General features: G+C 59.1%; 13 protein-coding genes and 3 tRNA genes. 4 read left to right on the plus strand and 12 right to left on the minus strand.

The features are described from left to right. Nucleotides 1–5: 5 nt before the first annotated feature. Nucleotides 6–5,207 (minus strand): Ig-like domain-containing alpha-2-macroglobulin family protein, encoded by a 5,202-nt coding sequence (locus tag L2W58_RS11035; protein ID WP_236103400.1) that lies wholly within the window; start codon nt 5,205–5,207, stop codon nt 6–8. Nucleotides 5,208–5,323: 116 nt separating this feature from the next. Here L2W58_RS11035 and L2W58_RS11040 point away from each other — a divergent pair, with 116 nt between their 5' ends. Both L2W58_RS11040 and L2W58_RS11045 read left to right on the plus strand, forming a co-directional pair. Then, complete coding sequence (locus L2W58_RS11040; RefSeq protein WP_236103401.1) at nt 5,324–5,890, plus strand: tyrosine-protein phosphatase; 567 nt, start codon at nt 5,324–5,326, stop codon at nt 5,888–5,890. Between the two features lie 2 nt (nt 5,891–5,892). After that, nucleotides 5,893–7,254 (plus strand): MATE family efflux transporter, encoded by a 1,362-nt coding sequence (locus L2W58_RS11045; protein WP_236103402.1) that lies wholly within the window; start codon nt 5,893–5,895, stop codon nt 7,252–7,254. On the opposite strand, the gene L2W58_RS11050 is transcribed toward L2W58_RS11045, so the two are convergent. The 6 genes from L2W58_RS11050 to ppdK form a co-directional block, all read right to left on the minus strand. Continuing rightward, entirely contained in the window at nt 7,239–8,144 is a 906-nt protein-coding gene (locus L2W58_RS11050) for a hypothetical protein (RefSeq protein WP_236103403.1), read from the minus strand. The two genes, L2W58_RS11045 and L2W58_RS11050, sit on opposite strands and share 16 nt — an antisense overlap. Nucleotides 8,145–8,193: 49 nt before the next feature. After that, complete coding sequence (locus L2W58_RS11055; protein WP_236103404.1) at nt 8,194–9,186, minus strand: hypothetical protein; 993 nt, start codon at nt 9,184–9,186, stop codon at nt 8,194–8,196. Nucleotides 9,187–9,301: 115 nt separating this feature from the next. Further along, a tRNA-Met gene (locus L2W58_RS11060) sits at nt 9,302–9,377 on the minus strand. Between the two features lie 11 nt (nt 9,378–9,388). After that, nucleotides 9,389–9,463 (minus strand) — tRNA-Gly (locus tag L2W58_RS11065). Nucleotides 9,464–9,479: 16 nt separating this feature from the next. Further along, nucleotides 9,480–9,556: transfer RNA gene (locus tag L2W58_RS11070), tRNA-Asp, on the minus strand. Between the two features lie 80 nt (nt 9,557–9,636). After that, on the minus strand, nt 9,637–12,255 hold the full coding sequence (gene ppdK, locus L2W58_RS11075; RefSeq protein ID WP_236103405.1) for a pyruvate, phosphate dikinase: 2,619 nt from the start codon (nt 12,253–12,255) through the stop codon (nt 9,637–9,639). Nucleotides 12,256–12,408: 153 nt separating this feature from the next. On the opposite strand from ppdK, the gene L2W58_RS11080 reads away from it, so the two are divergent. Further along, nucleotides 12,409–13,308 carry a YitT family protein gene (locus L2W58_RS11080; protein ID WP_236103406.1) on the plus strand — a complete coding sequence of 300 codons (900 nt, stop codon included), beginning with the start codon at nt 12,409–12,411 and terminating at the stop codon, nt 13,306–13,308. A gap of 81 nt (nt 13,309–13,389) precedes the next feature. Here L2W58_RS11080 and L2W58_RS11085 read toward each other — a convergent pair whose 3' ends face one another. The 5 genes from L2W58_RS11085 to L2W58_RS11105 form a co-directional block, all read right to left on the minus strand. Further along, nucleotides 13,390–14,124, minus strand: coding sequence for a flavodoxin family protein (locus L2W58_RS11085; protein WP_236103407.1), 735 nt, complete (start codon nt 14,122–14,124; stop codon nt 13,390–13,392). Between the two features lie 34 nt (nt 14,125–14,158). After that, nucleotides 14,159–15,790: a dihydrolipoyl dehydrogenase family protein gene (locus tag L2W58_RS11090; RefSeq protein ID WP_236103408.1), complete on the minus strand. Its 1,632-nt coding sequence runs from the start codon at nt 15,788–15,790 to the stop codon at nt 14,159–14,161. Between the two features lie 114 nt (nt 15,791–15,904). Beyond that, a complete protein-coding gene (locus tag L2W58_RS11095; RefSeq protein WP_236103409.1) occupies nt 15,905–17,107 on the minus strand; it encodes a GGDEF domain-containing protein in 1,203 nt (400 codons plus the stop codon). A 95-nt stretch (nt 17,108–17,202) separates the two neighbouring features. Then, nucleotides 17,203–18,480, minus strand: a complete 1,278-nt coding sequence (locus L2W58_RS11100) for an ArsB/NhaD family transporter (RefSeq protein WP_236103410.1) — start codon at nt 18,478–18,480, stop codon at nt 17,203–17,205. A gap of 1 nt (nt 18,481) precedes the next feature. Beyond that, on the minus strand, nt 18,482–19,036 hold the full coding sequence (locus L2W58_RS11105) for a hypothetical protein (protein WP_236103411.1): 555 nt from the start codon (nt 19,034–19,036) through the stop codon (nt 18,482–18,484). 218 nt (nt 19,037–19,254) lie between these two features. On the opposite strand from L2W58_RS11105, the gene L2W58_RS11110 reads away from it, so the two are divergent. Continuing rightward, on the plus strand, nt 19,255–20,079 hold the full coding sequence (locus L2W58_RS11110) for a carbon-nitrogen hydrolase family protein (protein ID WP_236103412.1): 825 nt from the start codon (nt 19,255–19,257) through the stop codon (nt 20,077–20,079). Nucleotides 20,080–20,124: the final 45 nt, after the last annotated feature.

Genomic DNA, 20,124 nt, shown 5'->3' on the forward strand with positions numbered 1-20,124 from the left:
ACGGCCTATCGGACCGAGAGACGGCCTCCGCCGCTCACGCTCCTGATGGATGAATCGTACATTCCCTCCGCGTAGACCGGAGGCCACAGGAAATCCCCTCTGGCCGTGACGCGGCAACGATATTCCAGTTTCAAGGTCTTCTCCACCGACGAGGGGAAGAACAGCACCCGATCGAAACGCACGTCTCGCCTCACGGAGGAGCCTCCTGAGACGAATCCCGAGGGTGTCTTCCACACCTCCAGACATCCGGGAAGCATGTCCACGACTACCAGATCCTTCACCTTTCCCGTGGGGGTAGCCTCTATGGAAAGGACCACCTCGTCTCCCAACGAGAGGGGCTCGTCCCCGTCGATCGGCTCTCCGTCGGCGTTCCTCAAGGTACGGCGTACCGAGATCCCCTTGTCGAATGGCTCCACCGGATCGAGAGGAACGCCGGAAAGGCTCCAACCGCAGAACAGACGTCCCGGTCCGGCGTTATCCACCCTCCAGGACACGAAGGAATCGGAGGAAAGGGCCAGCTCGTCTCCGGCGGCCATCTTGAAGACATCGTCACCACCGGTCACCTCGGCGAAGAATGGCTTGACGTCGCTCCTCCGGGAAAAACGGCCCAAGGTGAGGACCGCCAGACCGGCCTCGTGGGTCGAGAGGTCGCCGGCCTCTATCGCCTTGGAGAGCTGGGCGGCCAAAAACGCCTCGTCGGACGAACCGGGTGCCAGCTCCTCCATGGCCAGAAGCCGAAGGGCCATATCCCTGACGGCGGAACCGTAACGATCGGAACCGGACAGGTCCGCCCCTCCCAGCAGCTTGAGCCCCAGATCCCTCTTTCCCGCCAGGCCGTAGGCTCCTGCCAGAAGGTACCTACCGGCAGAATCCATCTCTCCTATACGCTCCGAGAGCCAGGCCATCCACCCCAGAGGGGGCTGATCGGAAAGGGACATGACATAGGCGGCATAGGCCTTTCGGGAAAGGTCGAAAGCCGACTCGGAGCTCTCGGAGAGAACCGACCGTAGATATCCCTCGGTCCTGTGCATCATCGACAGGGGCACCTCTTCCTCGGCCATCGAGGCCAGCAGATGGGCTGCGTAGAGGCTTCCCCACCGGTCCACCTCTCCCTCCGGCCAGTAGGAGAAACTGCCGTCGTAGAGCTGCATGGTCTGCAGTCGAGCGATTCTGTCCGGCACGGAGATAGACAGTCCAATCCTGTCGGCCATATCCCCGAGGGTCACCGACGGCCACAGGGCCGACACGGTCTGCTCCAGGCATCCGTAGGGATAGCGGTCCAAAAACTGGACGACAGGCATCAGATCGGCGTTGGGCGCACCGGAGAGATACAGAGAGGCCCTCAGGGTTCCGGGGAACCATCTGCCCTTCTCCGGCATCTCGAAAACGCCCTTATCGAGAGCCTCGCTTCCGGAAACGGTTATCCTGGGCATGGGAGGTCGAACCACCGTGTCCCTGCGGACGGAGAAGTCCATTCCGTCTCCGAGAAGCCGTACCGACAGAGAACCGGTTCCGGCCCGATCGGAACCGCGAACCTTCAGGTAGACCACCGAGCTCTCCCCGGCGGAAAGGACCAGGTCGTCGGAGACCGCTCCCTCCAGAGACAGAGATCCCTCCGCTTTCATATCCATGTGAAGCTTCAGGTCCTCCTTCGCCGTCGATATGAGCTGCACCGGCACCAGTACCATGTCTCCCGGAGCCAGAGCGTCCGGAACGGTCGGATCGACGGTGATCGGGCGGGATATGGACAGGTCCGTATGGGCCGACCCCACAGAGGAACCCGAGAAGACCGCCATGACCCTGGCCCCGCCGGAGAACTCCGGAAGGTCGAAGGAAAGATCGACCTTCCCTCCCTCGGAGGCCACCGTCTTCACCATAGAGAGGACCCTGAATCCCCTGGCCCTGACGGGAGACAGATTTACCCCGAAGGCGGCCCTGGCCTCGGCGCCGTCACCTCCGGCGGGATGAAGCAGAGGGGTCTCCCTGGACTCTATGGGCATCAGCTCGTCGTAAAGGTCCGAGGCCCTGGACGCCAGTGCCCTTCTGGCGGTGAAGGCCTCCCATGGATCGGGGGTCTCGTGACCGGTCAGCCCCAATATGCCCTTGTCCACCAGGGCTACCCAGAGATCTCCCGAGATGGCTTTTCCATCTTCGTCTCTTGTCTCGACCGACAGATTCAGAATCCCGCCCGGTTCCGCCTTTTCCGGCACGTCCAGGGACACGGAGGCCCTGTAGCCGGGGTTCATCTTTACCGGCACGACCCCGAGAGCCCTGTGGGAGCCCCATTCGTCCTTATCGGAGACGGGACGCACTATCTGGAAGGTACACCAGCCGTTCGGCCATGCCTCGGATGACGGGACGAACTCGATCCGTCCCTCCGGCTCGGACACGTCTACGATCTTCCGCTCTATAATTCCATCGGCCTCGAAGGTGAACAGCCCCGTTCCGGTAAAGGGAGCGCTGTAGCTGAGGACGGCTCTGTCTCCGAAGCTATAGCTCTCCTTGTCCAAGGTCAGCTCGACCTTCCCGGGAAGCACCGCCTTTCTGGACGTTCCTCCCCAGGGGGTCCAGGCGTCGAATCTGATCGATCCGGTGGAACCTCCCTTCCCGGAGAAAGTCAGCAGATAGCGTCCATCCCCTTCCGGCACCACGGTGAGATCGGCCAGGCCGTCCTTTAACTCGGCCTTCCCGGAGGCCACCTCCGACCTCTCCTCCTCCCATCTCATCCTGGTCCTGCCGTCGTCCCGCACGAGGACAGGGCGATCCACCAGGGAGAAGAGGGTCCAGGATATCTCGCCGGAACGTATCGGCTCGTCCTTAGGGTTCACGGCCGCTATTTTCAGCTGAACCGGCTCGTCAGGCAGGACGTCGCCCTCGGGAAATCTAACCCCTATCTGCACCGGATTCAAGGCGCATGGGACGATTTCCGTCCGGGTAACCCAGCGGCCGCCTGCCTCCATGACGTTTAGGCTCACGGCCAGATCTATCATGGGAGGGGTTCTCCAGTCGTCCGGAACGGTCCAGGAAAGGCGCCCCTCTCCGGAGCCGTCCAGATCGCCGCCTCCGAGGTAGATCTCTCCGCCCTCGTAGGAGACCTCGCCGTCGCCGAAGGAGAAGTCGGGGAACCTCTCGGAACGGTAGACCGATTCCCTGGAGAAGGCCTTGGCCTCCCAGGAAAGACCGCCCGCTGGCGCTCCGAAAAGATAGTCGGCCCGGAAGGACAGGTCCATGGTTCCGCCGGAGGCAAGAGGTCCCTCCGGGACGTTCAACCCCAGCTCTATCTTGGGAGGAGTGAAGTCCTCCACCAGGAAGGAAGCGTCGGCGAGGGGAGAGCCTTCGTCGCCCGGCACGAACAGCTCGAAGCGGTACTTTCCCGAGGGAGCTGCGTCTGGCAGATCGAAGGACCCCGTGGCGGTTCCGGAGGATGACAGCTCGGTCCTGCCACGGAACATCTCGTATCCCAGGGAATCGACCAATCGCCACATCAGGGGGAAACGTCCCGGCAGGGACATCCTGGGGCCTCTCACCACCGAGGTAACCTGGACCGACTCGCCCGGGCGGAAGATCCCCCGGGGCAGCAGACATTGTCCCTCGTAGGTCTCGTTCCAGGGGGCGCCTGACACGTCCAGACCGTTGTCTGCGAACAGGTTGCCCGACAGGGAGAGAAAGGTCAGGTCTTCGTCGAGCCGGGCCACCACCACCGACGGGAGAAGCTGAGGATCCCAGTCGCCGTCGCGGACGACGGACCAGATTCCGTCTCCATCCGTGACTCCCTCCGCCAAAAGCTGGTTACTGGAGGAGTACACCGATATCTCCGCCCCCTCGACCGGTTTGCCCGTGGACAGCCCGTCGAGCCATACCATCAGGCCGTCGTCGTAGACCCTGGCGGAAAGACCTAGGTCCGTCAGCGTAACCAGCTGTCTGGCCCTGGTCCATCCGGAGTCCTCGTCGGAGGCCTCCAGCATGAAGACCCCCCTGGACTGGCCGAGATAGGCCTCCAGATCCACCGCGCCTCGTATCGTCTCGTTAACCCTGTTATCGATCGGGAGCTCCCAGTCCTCCAGGCGTCTCGTCAGGGATGTGGAAAGCTCCGACCCTCCGTCCAGGACTCCCATCGCGACCGGCACGTTGTTGGGGTAGAGCTTCCATCCCCGAAGTCTCAGCCTGTCGACGTTCACCGTCTCCACAGCTACCCTGGGATCGTCGAACGGAGTCAGGAACGTCCCGGCGACGGGAAAACGGACCGACCGAGACACGTCGGGCATGATGAAGGTCCGCCTCTCGTCGGCCACGAGTCCGTCTCCGCCGCCTAGTCCCTTTTTAAGGGACAGGACTATTCTCTCCCTCGGGGGGAACTCACCTACCAAGGCGAAGCCGCCGTAGGTCGACTCCACCCGGAAGGACCTCTCGGGAGAGACGGAGACATATCCCTTTACGTCTCCGGGATCCACCGGCCTGGAGGTATAGATCACTATCTTGCCTCTGTCGACCGTCTCCGCCTCGGTATAGGTTCCCGTTATCTTTACGGACGACGAGGGTTTCAAGGTGACCTTTTCGGTCTTCTCAAGTCCGAGAGGACCCTCGTCGGAGGTAAGCCCCTTCTCGACCACCACGGTAAGGCTGTCGCCGGGTATCCTTTCGGACGCTACGGTTATCCTATCCGAGGGAACCTCTCCCTGGGGACGTAGCCTCACCGAGTTGCCATCGGACCTCCCGGAGAGGAAGCCGAGGAGCCTCTTGGGAGGCACCGGCATGGAAAACCGAAGCTCCACCGACATCTCCCCGTAAGGGGTTATGGACACCTGCCTCGCCGACAGAAGTCTGAGAGGAGGGGTGTTGAAGGAAAAGCTCTGGGTTCCGGCCAGCAACCGACCGGACAGGTCCCTGACCGGATCGACCGTGGCCCTGTAGGAGGTCGCTCGGGATAGGGGTTCGTCCGGGGTAAACAGCAAGGTCTGGGGATCGTCCCACACGGCCCTGCCGGACAGGGACGGAGAGAAATCCAGGAAAGTCTGGTCCGCCGGCAGTATCTTCCCAAGCAACGTATCGGGAACCACGGGAGAGGAAAAGACCACCTTGATCTCCGGTCTTCCCGAGACCTCCCCTCGAGGCGTAAAACTACGGACCGTGAAATCATCCGCTCCGAAAGCTACGGACGACGAAAAAACCAACAGGGACAGATAAAGAACCATCAGAGCCCTTCTCATTGCGGATCGTCACCTCCGAGATATATTTTCGTGCCGAGAGGAGTTGTCCTCTTTCGGCATCCTAGGTTATTATTGTGCTGCAAGACCCATCCCATCAGAGGAGCCAGATAGAGTCGATGAAGAAAGCCAGATTGAACGAATTGCTCACAGCCTTCGTTACCCTACTATACCTCAGAGCGGTCAATTTCCATACCGTCTCCAAGGGGGTTCTTTACCGATCGGCCCAACTCAACCTCGATCGGCTGTCCCGCTATGTCGAGGCCCACAGCATCAAGAGCATAGTGAACCTGAGAGGACCTCAGGCGGGAAGACGATGGTACCGCAGGGAAAAGGAATTCTCCCGATCCAGAGGAATAGTCCACGCCGACTTCGACCTTTCCGCGATAAGGAAGATCCCGGTCCAGGAGCTGGACCGCATACTGGAGTTCATGAGAAACGCCCCAAAACCGATACTCATACACTGTTACGCCGGAGCGGACCGCACGGGGTTGATAGCCGCTCTATGGCGTCTGGCCGAGGACAGGGACGCCCCCCTTCATGCACTTAACCGTCAGCTATGCTGGATGAAGGGTCACTTTTCCACACTTCACATAGGAACCAACGCCATGGTCCGATCGTTCTGGGATTACGTGAAATATATCCAAGGGGACGGCCCTCTGAGAGGTCGCCCTCTGACGGATTGACCTTGCAGGGAAAAAGGGATCTTCTCGGAAACGCCCCTATAGGACGGGCGTTGCTGTCTTTATCGTTGCCGTCGATAGCCGGGCTGGTGCTACAGACCGCCTACAACCTGGCGGACACCTTCTTCCTCTCTCTCTGGGTAGGGCATCACGCAGTCGCGGCTCTGGCGGTGGTCTTCCCCATGCAGCTCGTCATAATAGCCCTGGCCCAGGGAATCGGAATAGGCGGATCGTCTCTGATCGCCACGGAACTGGGTGCGGGGAACGAAAAAGGAGCCGAGGAGATCCTCGGCACCATGACGATGCTGATATCCCTCGGCTCCGCTTTTATCGTCGCACTGTCCCTCGCCTTCATCTCCCCCACACTTTCATTCCTGGGAGCCAGCGAACAGACCCTTCCACTGGCAAAGGACTACGGCGTCATAGTCCTCCTGGGCAGTCCCATGCTTGCCTTCTCCATAATGGCCAACGGCATAGCCAGAGCGGAGGGAGAGGCGGTCATGGCCATGAAGACCCTGGCCATATCGGCCGCCACCAACCTGGTGCTCGACCCCATCCTGATAAGATATCTCGACCTCGGAGTCGCAGGCGCCGCCTGGGCCACCGTGATCGCTCAGGCGGGATCGGCGTCCTGGATGGCCCTGTACCTCGGGGGTAAAAGCTCTATCAAGATCAGGCCGAGAGAACTGAAGCTGAGAAGACCGGTGGCGACCTCCATAGTATCGGTTGGATCGTCGGCCTTCGTCAGACAGGGATCGGCCAGCATCACGGCGGCGGTACTAAACAGGGTTCTGCTGTCCATGGGGGGAGATCCGGCAGTAGCCGCCATGGGCATACTGAACAGGATATCCACCTTCGTCACCATGCCTCTGTACGGACTGGTACAGGGCATGATGCCCCTGATAAGTCACAACACCGGCTCGGGCGACCAGTGTCGGGTTCTGCGGACCATGGACCTCTCGGCCCTCTGGGCCACAGCCGTATGTCTGGCGGGAGCCCTGCCCCTATGGGCCTTTCCGCTCGCTGCCCTGTCGCCTTTTTGTTCCGGCGAGACCCTTGAAATAGCCGTCGCGGCGGCCCCCTACGTGGCCTTGGGGATGCCCCCGGGGGGATTACAGGTCGTCCTTTCCGGATCCTACCAGGCGCTTTCCAGAGGCAGAGACGCCTTCCTCCTGGACCTGCTCAGGAGGATCGTTCTGGTGGTCCCGGCGATATATATACTCTCCCGCATAGCCGGACTAAAGGGGGTATTCATGGCGATACCGATCTCCGAGGTGATATCCGGAGGGCTCTCCATTCTGCTGTTCCGAGAGGTCCGTAGGTGCTCGGAGAAAAGATGCCTCCTGTCCTCTCAGGACAGTATATAGGCGATCAAACCCAGCAGGGCGGCGCAGCACCCTCCAACGAGAGCGATGAAAGCGGGAGATCCGACGGCGAAGAGCGGCTTCTCCTCCTCGATCCTCACCGCCTTGATACGAAGGCTCTTCTGGGTCATGGCGACGGCCATCACGCCGTCTCCCAGCTCGAACTCCAGCAACAGCCTGTCCGAGTCGGATTCCTCCACCGACGACAGAGGAACGCTCAGAGAACCGTCAAAGGAATCGTTCTGGCTCTTCATCGTTCCGAAAAGAGGGCTGTCCTCCGGAATGGTTATGGTCACCAGATCTCCCCGGCAAACCTCTGACGCCGCCACGCCGTTCACCGGATCCAGACGGGTGAAGCAGGTGAAGATCAGCTTGGGCAGCTTTCTCTGTATAGGAATATCTCCCAGGGAAGCAGCCGCCTCGGGGGCGTCGTCCCCTCGCTCATCATCCTCTTCCTCTTCGGGGAAACGAGACAGCAGCTCGTCGGCCTCGTTGGTGGTCATGCCCTCGACCTTGACGAAAGCGGCGCACTCCTCCCCACGAATCTGGGCAGCCCAGGTTCCGAACATCTTCTCGATGTATCGAAGCTTTGCCAGATTGTCCTCCTTGACGTCGTCGACTCCGGAATCCTGAAAAAGCGCGCCGATCCCGGAGGACAGAGATGGATCGGGACATCCGCCATCCACGAAAGAGGAAAAATCCTTCCACCCGGCCTTTATACCGCCCTTCGGCGGCTCATCTCCGTCGTTACTCACCTCTTTGGCATGACATATCTTGACTTTCCCCTTGCCGTAGAGGGCGTAAAAAAAGACTCGTCCTCCCTCGCCTCCGTGCCCGACATCTATTCTACCCTTCAACATACGATATACGCCGTAGCCCCTCGACTCAGTCACCAGGGGTCACCTCCCGTAAAAACTAATCGTCGCTCGGGTAAATTATACATCATCGCAGAAACAACAATAACGACAGGACGACCATAAAAAAGGCCACTCCCGCCAATGCCAGTCCCTGCTCCTTGGTAAGCTCGGGGAAGGAAAAATTTCTTTCTCTGTCCTTATCCGCAGCCCTCTTGGCCTTGAGGCTTTGCTGTACGATCGACACAGCCCTGAGCTCGTCGGAGAGCTTGAAGAGTATCATCAGACGCTCCGTATCGCTTTGTTCAACCGAGAGGACCTCCCCGACTATATGCCCCTGAAAGGACGGCCCCTGCTGAAACTTGGCGATGGAGTAGAGTAAGCTGTCTCCGGGGATATCGAGCCAAACGCCCTGACCCGGCTTCAACTCCGAGGCGGCCACCCCAGCCACGGGGTCCAGCATTACCGAGCAGGAAAAGACCGCCTTGGGAAGCTCCTTGCCGCCTCCGCCGGAAGAGCCACCGGAAGATTCGGACCGCCATGGCTCGTCCTCGATCCTCTCCTCGGGAAAGGCGGACATAAGCTCCTCTCCTTCGAGATGGGAGAGACTCTCTATCTTTAGAAAGACGAAGCGATCCCCGGTGTGGATCAGCCCCGCCACTTTGTGGAATATCTTCTCGACGTATCGTATCTTGGTAAGATTGTCCTCGGTTAGGTCGTAGACCCCAGCCTCGTCCAACGACTTACGAAGCTCCTTGATCATGACGGAGAATTCCAGCTCCTCCGGCACTATCTCATGGACTTCCGAGTCGTCCGTACCATCCTCGCTATTCTCGTCCTCTTCGGCCTCGACCTCACCCGGCCAGGCCTCATCCACGAAGGAGCAGAACTCCCTCCACTTTGACTTTATTCCGTGAGGCAGATCCTCCCCGTCCGGTTCCGTCATACGGCCGTGACAGAGACGTATCCCCTTATTGTCGAAGAGAACGTAGGCCAGAACACGACCCTCCGCCCCTCCGTGCCCCATGTCTATCTTGACCTTGAGGAGCTTGTACATCACATACGGTCTGCTTGCGGTCATAAGGAGTCCCTCCATTCCGGACGATATCCGTCGTTTTCTTCCACCATTGTAAGCTATAAGGCTTCTTAAGAACACGTAAAAAGGGCCCTCTCGAAGAGGGCCCTAAGGATGATCTTGGTTGCGGGGGCAGGACTTGAACCTGCGACCTTCGGGTTATGAGCCCGACGAGCTACCAACTGCTCCACCCCGCGATGCGGTCTTATGGAGCGGAAGACGGGATTTGAACCCGCGACCCCAACCTTGGCAAGGTTGTGCTCTACCCCTGAGCTACTTCCGCGTCCGTACAACGTATATGGCGGGGCCGACGAGACTTGAACTCGCGACCTCCGGCGTGACAGGCCGGCACTCTAACCAGCTGAGCTACGACCCCGCTCTATCGTTGCGTCGGAAAGTATATCAAAGCCTCCGACGGTTGTAAAGGGGCAAGAGTAAAAATTCGTCCAGGGCAGGTCAGTCTATCAGGCCCAAAGCGGCCCACCCCGCCGCCATCCTGGCCACCGGGACCCTGAAGGGAGAGCAGCTGACGTAGTTCAATCCGAGACCGTGACAGAAGGCCACGCTCTTCGGGTTCCCTCCGTGTTCGCCGCAGATTCCTATGGACATATCCGGCCTGGCCTCCCTGCCTCTCTCGAAGGCGATAGCCATGAGCTCCCCCACTCCATCCCTGTCCAGAACGTGGAAGGGACTTGCGGGGAAGATTCCCTTGTCCACATATTCCTTCATGAACTTGGACTCCACGTCGTCCCTGGAGAAACCCAGACAGGTCTGGGTCAGGTCGTTGGTCCCGAAGCTGAAGAACTCGGCGTCCTCCGCCAGCTCGGCGGCCCGTAGAGCCGCCCTGGGAAGCTCGATCATGGTGCCTACCAGATACCTTAGAGAGCCCTGAGGATACTCGGACGCTACGGACTCGACCATCTCCCTCAACAGCGTCATCTCTCCCTTGGTCTGTACCAGAGGCATCATTATCTCCACCTTCAGGTCCACGTCCGAAAGGGAGGACATGGCGTCGAATATCGCCCGGATCTGCATTCCGTAGATCTCGGGATAGACTATGCCCAACCGGCATCCACGGAAACCCAGCATGGGATTCACCTCTCGAAGAGACTCAGCCCGGGCCTTCATCTTTCGGAGTTTCGACGGGTCATCCCCTGCGGAGTCGGCCTCGGCTATCCGTTTATCCAGCTCCGGTATCTTGGGCAGAAATTCGTGAAGAGGCGGATCGAGCAACCTGACTATGACCGGAAGACCGTCCATCTCTCGGAATATGCCTACGAAATCCTCCACCTGCATGGCCCGAAGCTCGTCCAACGCCTCCTGCCTCTCCTCTAGAGACTCGGCCACGACCATCCTCTGCATCACGGGGAAACGATCCTCCGCCATGAACATATGCTCGGTTCGACAGAGACCTATTCCCTTGGCCCCGAAGGATCGAGCCCTCTTGGCGTCCTCCGGGGTATCCCCGTTGGCCCATACCTGAAGGTCCGCCGCCTCGTCGGCCCAGTCGAGCACCGTATTCAGCTCGTCGGATATGGACGGCAGGGAGAGAGGAACCTCTCCCGCTATGACCCTTCCGGTGGAACCGTCGACCGTGATGAAGTCGCCCTTCAAGAACTCTCTGCCCTCGGTCAGAAGGCGCCCTCCCTCCAGGTCGATCGAGATATCCTCCGCCCCGCTGACGCAGGGCTTACCCAGACCCCGAGCCACCACGGCGGCGTGACTGGTCATCCCCCCACGGGAGGTCAGTATGCCCTTGGCGGCGTAGAGGCCGTGTATATCGTCCGGCGTGGTCTCCGGGCGCACCAACACCACCGACTCGCCCTTCTCGGCCATGGTCACCGCCTCGTCGGGATCGAAGACGATACGCCCTACCGCGGCCCCCGGAGAGGCGGGAAGCCCTCGGGATACGACCTCGGGAACGCAGTTCGGATCGATCTGACTGTGGAGAAGCCTCTCCACCTGTTCGGGAGAGATCCTGCCGAGTGCCTCGCGTCTGTCGATCAACCCCTCTTTCTCCATCTCGACGGCGACCCTGACCGCGGCCTCGGCGGACCTCTTTCCCGTCCTGGTCTGCAATATGTACAGCTTACCTCGTTCGACGGTGAACTCTATGTCCTGCATATCCTTGAAACGTCTCTCCAGACGGTCCGCCGTCGCCGTCAACTCCTCGAAGATCTCCGGCATCACCTTGGCCAGCTCCCCGATCGGCTGAGGGGTTCTTATCCCGGCGACCACGTCCTCTCCCTGGGCGTTGACCAGGAACTCCCCGTAGAGCTTCTTCTCTCCGTCGGCGGGGTTGCGACTGAAACAGACACCGGTTCCGCTGTCGCCGCCCAGATTTCCATATACCATTGCCACGACGTTGACGGCGGTCCCCATGGAATCGTCTATGCAGTGAATTTTCCTGTAGGTCTTCGCCCTGGCGGTGTTCCAGCTGTCGAAGACCGCCTCTACCGCCTCCCTCAGCTGGATCCAGGGATCGGAGGGGAAGGTCTCTCCAGTAACCTCTTCGTAGAGGGACAGATAACGTTTAACCAACGAGGCCAGGGCCTCCGCGTCGAGCTGGTGATCGAAGGCCACTCCGTTGTCCCTTCGGACCTCCTCCAGGATCGACTCGAACCGCTCGGAGGGGGCCCCCTTGACCACGTTCCCGAACATCTGGATGAAACGCCTGTAGCTGTCCCAGGCGAAGCGGTCGTCTCCTACCATCTCGGCCAAGGCGGATCTGGTATCGTCGTTCAGCCCCAGATTCAAGATCGTGTCCATCATGCCAGGCATGGAGACCGGGGCTCCGGACCGAACGGACACGAGAAGCGGCTCGGAACCGGAGCCGAAGGTCCTGCCGGTCTGTCTCTCCAGCCTCTCCAGAGCGGTCTCTACGTCGATCCACAGTGACTGGACGAAGGCCGTCCCCTCCTCCAGATAACGAAGACAGGCCTCGGTGGTAACGGTGAAACCTGGGGGAACGGCCAGCCCCTCCCTGACCATCTGGGCCAGGTTGGCTCCTTTACCTCCGAGAAGAGCCTTCATGTCGGACGAACCTTCGGAAAAGTCGTAGACGTACTTGATCATGCTCCACCTCCTGGATGTAGATTCTCTGTTTTCAAAAATGAAAATACACCTTCATAATAACATTTTACCGTTCCTTATAAAAATAGCTTGTCCCGACTATAGCTTGTGCTAAACTCGAGACGCGACGGTAAAATAGATAGAGGAGGAAGGTTTTTGAGACATAACAAAACCCTTAAGGGAATGCTTGCCGAGACGAGAAGATTCATAAGAGAAGAGGGCAGGTCCCTGGTGGTGATAACCCTGGGGGCCATGATCTACGCCGTGGCCATACAGCTTTTCGTGATTCCCGCCAAACTTCCCGGAACTGGGGTCAACGGCATAGCCTTGCTGCTCAACTATATGTGGGAAATTCCTCTGGCGATACCGATATGGGGGCTCAACGCACTTCTTTTCATATACGGGTGGAAGGTCCTCCCTCGAAGGTTCACCCTTTGGAGCATCTACGGAACCGCGGTGTTCACCGTGTTCCTGAAGGTAGCGGAGATATCTCTTCCCGTGCCGGTGATAGACGACAGGTTCCTCCTGATAGTGGTCGCCGGACTTCTCCAGGGAGCTCCCTACGCCATGATATTCACCGCAGGTGGCTCCCTAGGGGGAACCGACATCATCTCCATGGCGGTCCGCAGAAAGACGGGCATGGAGGTAAGTCAGTTCACCATGATAGCCAACATGCTGGTGATAGCGCTGTTCCTGATGGCGGTCAGCTTCGAGAACGTCGTTTACGGAGTGGTGCTGTCCTACATAACCACCACCGTGATGGGAGGCTCCATGAGGTCCTTCGGATTGAGGAAGGAAGCCCTGATCGTCTGCAGCGACCCGGACCGGGTGCGTCATTTCATAACCCAGGAGCTGGGAAGAGGGGTCACTGTGTTCATCGGCAGAGGAGGCTTTTCCGACTCGCCGAGAGACATACTCATGACCCTTCTGACCGCCAGACAGGCCATGCTGCTCAAACAATACCTTCAGAAGACCGACCCGAAGGCGTTCTTGCGACTCGCCGACGCCACGGAGGTTCTGGGACGGGGTTTCGGCAGCTGGAAGAAGGACGTCTGATCCACTCTGCTACGCAAAAAGGGAGGGACGACCCAGGTCGTCCCTCCCTTTTTGCGTTCCGAGTCGTATCGTCCAGAAGAGCTAGTTCCCTTCCCCTGTCTTCACTTTAGCCAGGCACTCGTCCCAATAGGCGTTGGCACGGGAGACGAAGACCTCCACATCCACGATGTCCCTTCTGAGAGTCTCGTGGGTCCCCTCGGAGATCCTCCCATCCCGGACGAACTCCTTTCCGGCGTTCCTGAGAGCATCGTAGTACCACTCGATATGGGGGATCAATTCCGGAAGACGCAGCATTCCTCCGCAGGGGCGAAGGATCGTCTCCGAGGGGGCGTCTCCGTGTCCCCTGAAGAGACAGGCAAACTGGGATATCAGGCCGTCGAAGTGGTGCATCTCCGGAAAACCGCAGTTCGAGAACAGGAGGGTTTTCGTCAGAAAATGCCTTTCGTCCCTCATGGGATGGCAGTAGGAATCCCCTTCCTTGACTATGTGAGGATCCACCGTGGGGAGAGTCCTCTCCAGAACCGTCTTCAACATGGCCGTCATTCCGTAATGATACAGGGGAGTCCCCCATATCACGGCGTCGGAGCCTTTTATGGCCTCCAGCACCATATCCATATCGTCCCTCTGGATACACCTGCCGGGAGTATCGGTCCAACAGGCGAAGCAGCCCCTACAAAAGCCTACGTTCAGATCCCTGACGTATATGGTATCCGTATCGGCTCCCTCCGCATGGGCTCCCTCGAAAAAGAGGTCTATCATCCTTTGGGTATTGCTTTCCTCTCCCCTAGGACTTCCGTTTATAGCCAGAATTCTCATCGACGTCCCCCCCCCACTCTGGATTTTCCGTCGACTAAAGCCGATCGGTATCGCCGTCATCCCCATTGCCCGAAAGAACCTCCTCCGATCCGGTCCCTATGGGCTCGGGCCGAGGATCGTCGGTTGGACTTTGCCTCTTTGCCTCTTTGGCCGCCTTGAGCTCCTCCCTCTGGGCCCTGTCCTTGACCTTCGACAGCAGGACCATCCAGATCTGAAGTATCGACCGTTTCAGAGGGGTCATGGTCCTTCCGCGCCAGATATCCGCGGCCCTTCGGAAAACGGCAGCCTCGGTGGGATAGGGATGGGGAACCCAGGAGAGGTCGCCTAACTTGATCCCTTCGTGCATCGCCAGGGCCAGCTCCGATATCATGTCGCCCGCCCTGGGAGCGACGAGAGTGGCCCCCAGCACTCGGCCTCTGCGGTTTACCACTACCTTGAGGAACCCCTCGGTAGCGCCGTCGATCCTGGAGCGATCCATGTCCTCCATGTTCACCTTTATCTCGCTGACCTTCTTGCCCTCCGCCAGAGCCTGATCGAGGGTTACCCCGACATAGGCGACCTCGGGGGTGGTGTAGACGCAATGGGTCATGCCCGACGGGTCGTAGGTCCTCTTCACCGGAAGGAAGGCGTTCTTCAGGGCGATCTTAGCCGACAGTATCGCCCCGTGGGTGGAGCAGGGAGTCAGACAGACATCTCCGGCGCAGAAAATCCTTTGATTCTCGGTCCTTAAATGTCTATCGACCTTTATGCCGTCTCGCCACTCGATTCCGGCATCCTCCAGCCCCAACCCCTCCAGCCGAGGGGTCCTCCCGGTCGCCAGGAGGAGCCGCTCCCCTCGAACCTGAAACTCGCCGTCTCCGGAGGAACATCTAAGTACCGGATCTCCGCCCTCTTCCTCGACCGACAGGACGTCCACTCCAAGACGGAGATCCACTCCGTCCGCCTCCAGGGCGCGACGGACCATCCCGGACGCCTCCGGCTCTCCATAGGGAAGCAGACAGCGACGATCCTGGATCAGGGTCACCGAGGAACCCAGACGCCGAAAGGCCTGGGCCAGTTCGCATCCCATGGCTCCGCCTCCCAGGACGACCATGGACCTCGGGAGCTCCTCGAGATCGAAGACCGTCTCGTCCGTGAGGTACTCGACCTCATTCAGCCCCGGTATCGAGGGTATCATCGGAACGGATCCCGTAGCGATTATGGCCCTGGTGAACTCGATCTTACGGCCTTCCACCGTCACGGAACGGGGAGAGTCGAAGACGGCCCTGCCGGGGAACACGTCGACCCCCTCGCTCAACAGTCGAAGAGCCGAGTCCTCGCCGCCCAGGAGGGCCCTCAGATCGGACATACGCTTCCTCACAGACTGAAAATCGACCGACACCTCTCCCACCGACACCCCTAAGGCGGAAGATTTTTTAACGTCTTGGGCCCGACGGCCCGACGCCACGAACGTCTTGGAGGGAACGCATCCCGAATGGAGCCTCTCCCCTCCCAGAAGGGAGCTCTCGATCAAAGCGACCCTGGCTCCCATCCGGGCCCCCTCGACGGCTGCGGTCAAACCGGCTGACCCCGCCCCCACGACCAACAGATCGTACCTATCTATCCCGTCGGAACGGCTGCCCTCCTTGGGTCTCAACCCATCGGGATAGACGATCCTTTCCCTCATGAAGACACCTCCAGTCTTCTTACATAAATCCCGTTCCATCATAGCATCAGGAGGACGAAAGTGGAGGCGTTATCGAGCCTCCACTTTCGTCCTCCCGGAAATCAAAGCTAAACTCTACGGCCGGAATCTCCTTCCACCGTCGATCTTGCTCTCCGCCTCGTTCAACAGCAACCTGGGCGAAGCCCCTCGGGTTATCCTGGCCGTTCCCATCGACACCGAGATAGGCCATCCGTACCTGTGGCCGAGAGCGACGAGCGACTTTCGAAGCTCCTCCGCCCTGTCGGAGGCGTCGTGTTCGCTCATGGGAGACACTAGAACGAGAAATTCGTCCCCTCCTCGGCGGGCGGCAAACTCCCCTTCCTTCAGGGAATCCTTGATGGTCTCCCCTATCCGGGCGAGGACCTCGTCCCCTCCTTGATGACCCAAGACGTCGTTTATCCTGCTGAAATCGTCCAGGTCGAGCAGAAACAGCCACCCTCCGGAATCGCACATCCTATCCAACGTGGCCATACCGTGGGACCGATCGTAAAGACCGGTCAGGGAGTCCGTGACCGAAAGATCGGCGATACGTTCCATGGCCTCGTCCAACCTTCCGGTCTTGTCGATCAGACGGACCTCCAGGTCGGAACCCTTTTCCTCGAGCTCGGCGACCTTTTCGGCAAGCGCGTTGGAATACCTGCGATAGGCCAGCAGAAACGGCAGGGACATCAGCACGAAGAAGGCCGATACGGCGAGGCTGGTGAGCCCTCTCCTGAAGATGGAATGCCACATGAAACCTACGTCCATGTCGGCGCAGGCTAGATATTTCCTGCCTTCCTCGGACCTCATGGGATAGGCTATCGATCGATAGGTCCCCCATCTGTCGGTATAGGTAACCCAGACCGGCTTCTCCGACTCGTAGGCCCTCTGGAACTCCACCGGGGCCTCCGGATAGGGATAGTAATACCATCGGGCCCTCTCGGCCGCCTCCTCCTCCGTCACGGTGGGAGCGGAGAAGAAAAACCGCCCTCCATCCTCTATCAGGGTATAGACCCAGGCGAAACCGGTCCTGGAGACGTAATCCCCGAATACCCTACGATTTCGCAGCTCCTCCTCCTTGGATATGGCATAGGGGGTGGTGGCCCTGTCGTGAAAGTCGGGAGCCAGCATGGACGGAAGAGCCAGAGCTGCCAGCTCGAGCTGACGATCCGCCTCCCTCATGACCTCCACCTTGGCGTCGTAAAGGGATACGGCCACATAGGCCAGGACGATCAAAGCCAGGAAGACCAGGCCCCTTTTCAAGGTGGTCCTTAAATTTAAAATTTCATCTCGCTTCATCGGCGCCTCCTGTAAGACGATCGGCCGTCTCGGATATTTCCTCGAAGGATACCCCCCTATGATAAGAGGAAGCGTTTCAGAAAGCAAGAAAGAGATTATAGATAGACGACCCAGAGATAAACGGAACACACCGCCATGGATATCAACATAACCGGGAACCCCACCTTCAAGAAACCTCCGAAAGTGATCGGATGTTCCGTTCTGGAGACCATTCCCGCCACTATGACGTTGGCACTGGCTCCGACCAGGCTGCCGTTGCCACCCAGACAGGCTCCGAGGGCCAGAGCCCACCAGAGCGGGGTCACGTTCATGGCGGTAAGGGTCCCGATACTCTTTATGAGAGGTATCATGGTCGCCACGAAGGGAATGTTGTCTATGAAAGCAGATGCGAAGGCCGACACCCATAGGACCATGAAGGTCGTCAACATGAGGTTTCCCGAGGTGAGTTTGACCACCTCACCTGCCAGGAACTCTATTACACCCAGTCCCTCCAGGGTCCCCACCAGGATGAAGAGCCCCACGAAGAAAAAGATGGTCCCCCACTCGACCTCCAGGAGCAACTCCTCCGGGTTGACGTCGGCTATCACCATCAATATAGCCGCTCCCGCCAGGGCCACCGTGGCGGACTCGTAGCCCAGCATCTGATGGAAGACGAACCCCGCCATGACCAGTCCCAGCACGGCCAGACATTTGACCAGAAGACGATGGTCCGAGATCTCCAGGTCCGGATTCATCGACATTATCTCCGCCTTGGCCTTCTCCTTGACCGTCAGATGGCGGCCGTAGACGAAACGGCAGAAGACCAGCACCACCGCCAGAATTATCAAAGCCGGAGGGGCCAGGTTCTCCATGAAATCCAGAAACCCCAGGTCGGTGGCCCCGCCTATCATTATGTTGGGCGGGTCTCCTATCAGGGTGGCGGTGCCTCCGACGTTGGAGGCCAGTATCTCCGGCATCAAGAAGTAGATCGGATTCAACTCCAGGACATCGCATATGACCATGGTCACCGGGGCCACAAGCAGAACGGTGGTCACGTTGTCCAGAAAGGCGGACGAGACGGCGGTAAGCAGCACGAACAGAACCATTATCCTCCATGGGTCGCCCTTGGCTATCTGTGCCGCCTTTATGGCCACGTACTGAAATACGCCGGTCCTCTTAGTCACTGTAACTATCAGCATCATTCCCACCAACAGGGTTATGGTGTTGAAATCCACCGAGGCTATGGCCTCCTCCTGCGAGATGGCCCTCATCAAGAGCATCGCCGACGCCCCCGCCAGGGCCACGGAGATGCGGTTCATCTTCTCCGCCACTATGAGACCGTAGGTGACCAGGAAGACCGTCACGGCGGCGGCGATATGGAAATCGAGGGTCATCTCAATCGTCCTCGCGATCTGGAGGGACTTCCCCTTCCCGATCCAGACAGAAGGGCTCGGTGTCGAAGTAGACCCTATCGCTGTGACCTCTTATGGCGTCGAACACACCGTGAAGGTGCCCCAGAGAATCCCTTATGGTGGCGATGTCCTCCGGCTTTACGTCGTAGTAGAGACAGATCGAGTCCAGACGCCGGGCTAGAAAACGAAGATCCGAGTTCATATCGATCAACTCTTTGAAGTGACTGGACCGAGCCAGCTGCTTTATCTGGGCTATGTCGTTCCTTATCGACTCGACCACGTCCTTCTCCGAGTCGAAGGTTCCGGCCGGCTGAGGATAGGGAGTGACCCTCTCCAGAAAAAACTGTCCCTTCCTGTTCAAATTGTAGACGTACTTAACCTTGACCCCTTCGACCTCGAACCTTATGTAGCAGAGAAAGGAATTTATAACCTCTATCTTCGCCCCCATCTGCTTGAGCCTCATCTCCTGGGTGCTGAGCTCGGCCTTGAGATAGGGCCTAGGTCCCCTTTCCACTCTTCTCGAATGTCTTTCCGGCATTTTTCTTACCTCCCGATAAATGTGTTTTCTGCCGGAGGGCCTAAGAGGTCGCGGCATGGCAAAAATCGAAAATCTTGATCGTCGATTCGACCGACTTTAAACGATATTTCCCGGAACGGCAGGCAAGATACCACTGTACGATGCCGATGTCAATATGAATCCGCTTTGAATCCGGACCGCCATGGCTTACAATTGTCGGTAAGGAGGCGATCTAAGAGATGAGACGCTATACAGTCGCGGCGGCCCAGATGGACAGCGGACCGGAAAAAGAGATCAACCTTATACATATGGAGGGGATGATCGAAGAGGCGGGGAAACGTGGCGCGTCCCTCATCGTCTTTCCTGAAACGTCCACCTTGCTGCCCTCGTCGGGCATCGAAAAGGAAGAGGGATCCGAGCCGGTCCCCGGGCCATCCACCGACAGACTCTCAGAGGCGGCACGGAAAGCCGGGATATGGGTCCACAGCGGAAGCCTCCTGGAGAGGATAGAGGGGCACGAAAAATGCTACAACACGTCGGTTCTCATCTCCCCGGAAGGAGAGGTCACGGCTAAGTATCGAAAGATACACCTCTTCGACGTAAACGTCCATGACGGCCCCTCCGTCAGGGAGTCGGCGAGCTACGCCTCCGGAAAAGAGATAGTCATGGCCGAGACCCCCCTCGGCAACATCGGCATGTCCATATGCTACGACCTTAGATTCCCCGAACTGTACAGGATATTGGCCCTGAGGGGCGCACAGGTGCTGGTCGTCCCGGCCTGTTTCACCTCCGACACCGGCAAGGAGCACTGGGAGTCTCTTCTTCGAGCCAGAGCCATAGAAAACCTGTGCTACGTAGTGGCCCCCGGACAGGTCGGTTCGAAGCCCCGATACAGGGCCCACGGCAAATCGATGGTGGTGGATCCCTGGGGAACCGTCACGGCGTGCCGGGCCTCCGGAGAGGGACTGGCCCTGGCCGAGGTGGACCTGGACAGGCTAGAAGCCCTGAGACACTCGGTGCCATGCCTTCAGAACAGACGCCCCGACACCTACCTCTGGAGATAAAGACGGCGAAAGAAAATTAAGGAGGCGGGGGCCGTAACTGCGGGC

Source organism: Dethiosulfovibrio faecalis (genome assembly GCF_021568795.1).
GTDB lineage: Bacteria > Synergistota > Synergistia > Synergistales > Dethiosulfovibrionaceae > Dethiosulfovibrio > Dethiosulfovibrio faecalis.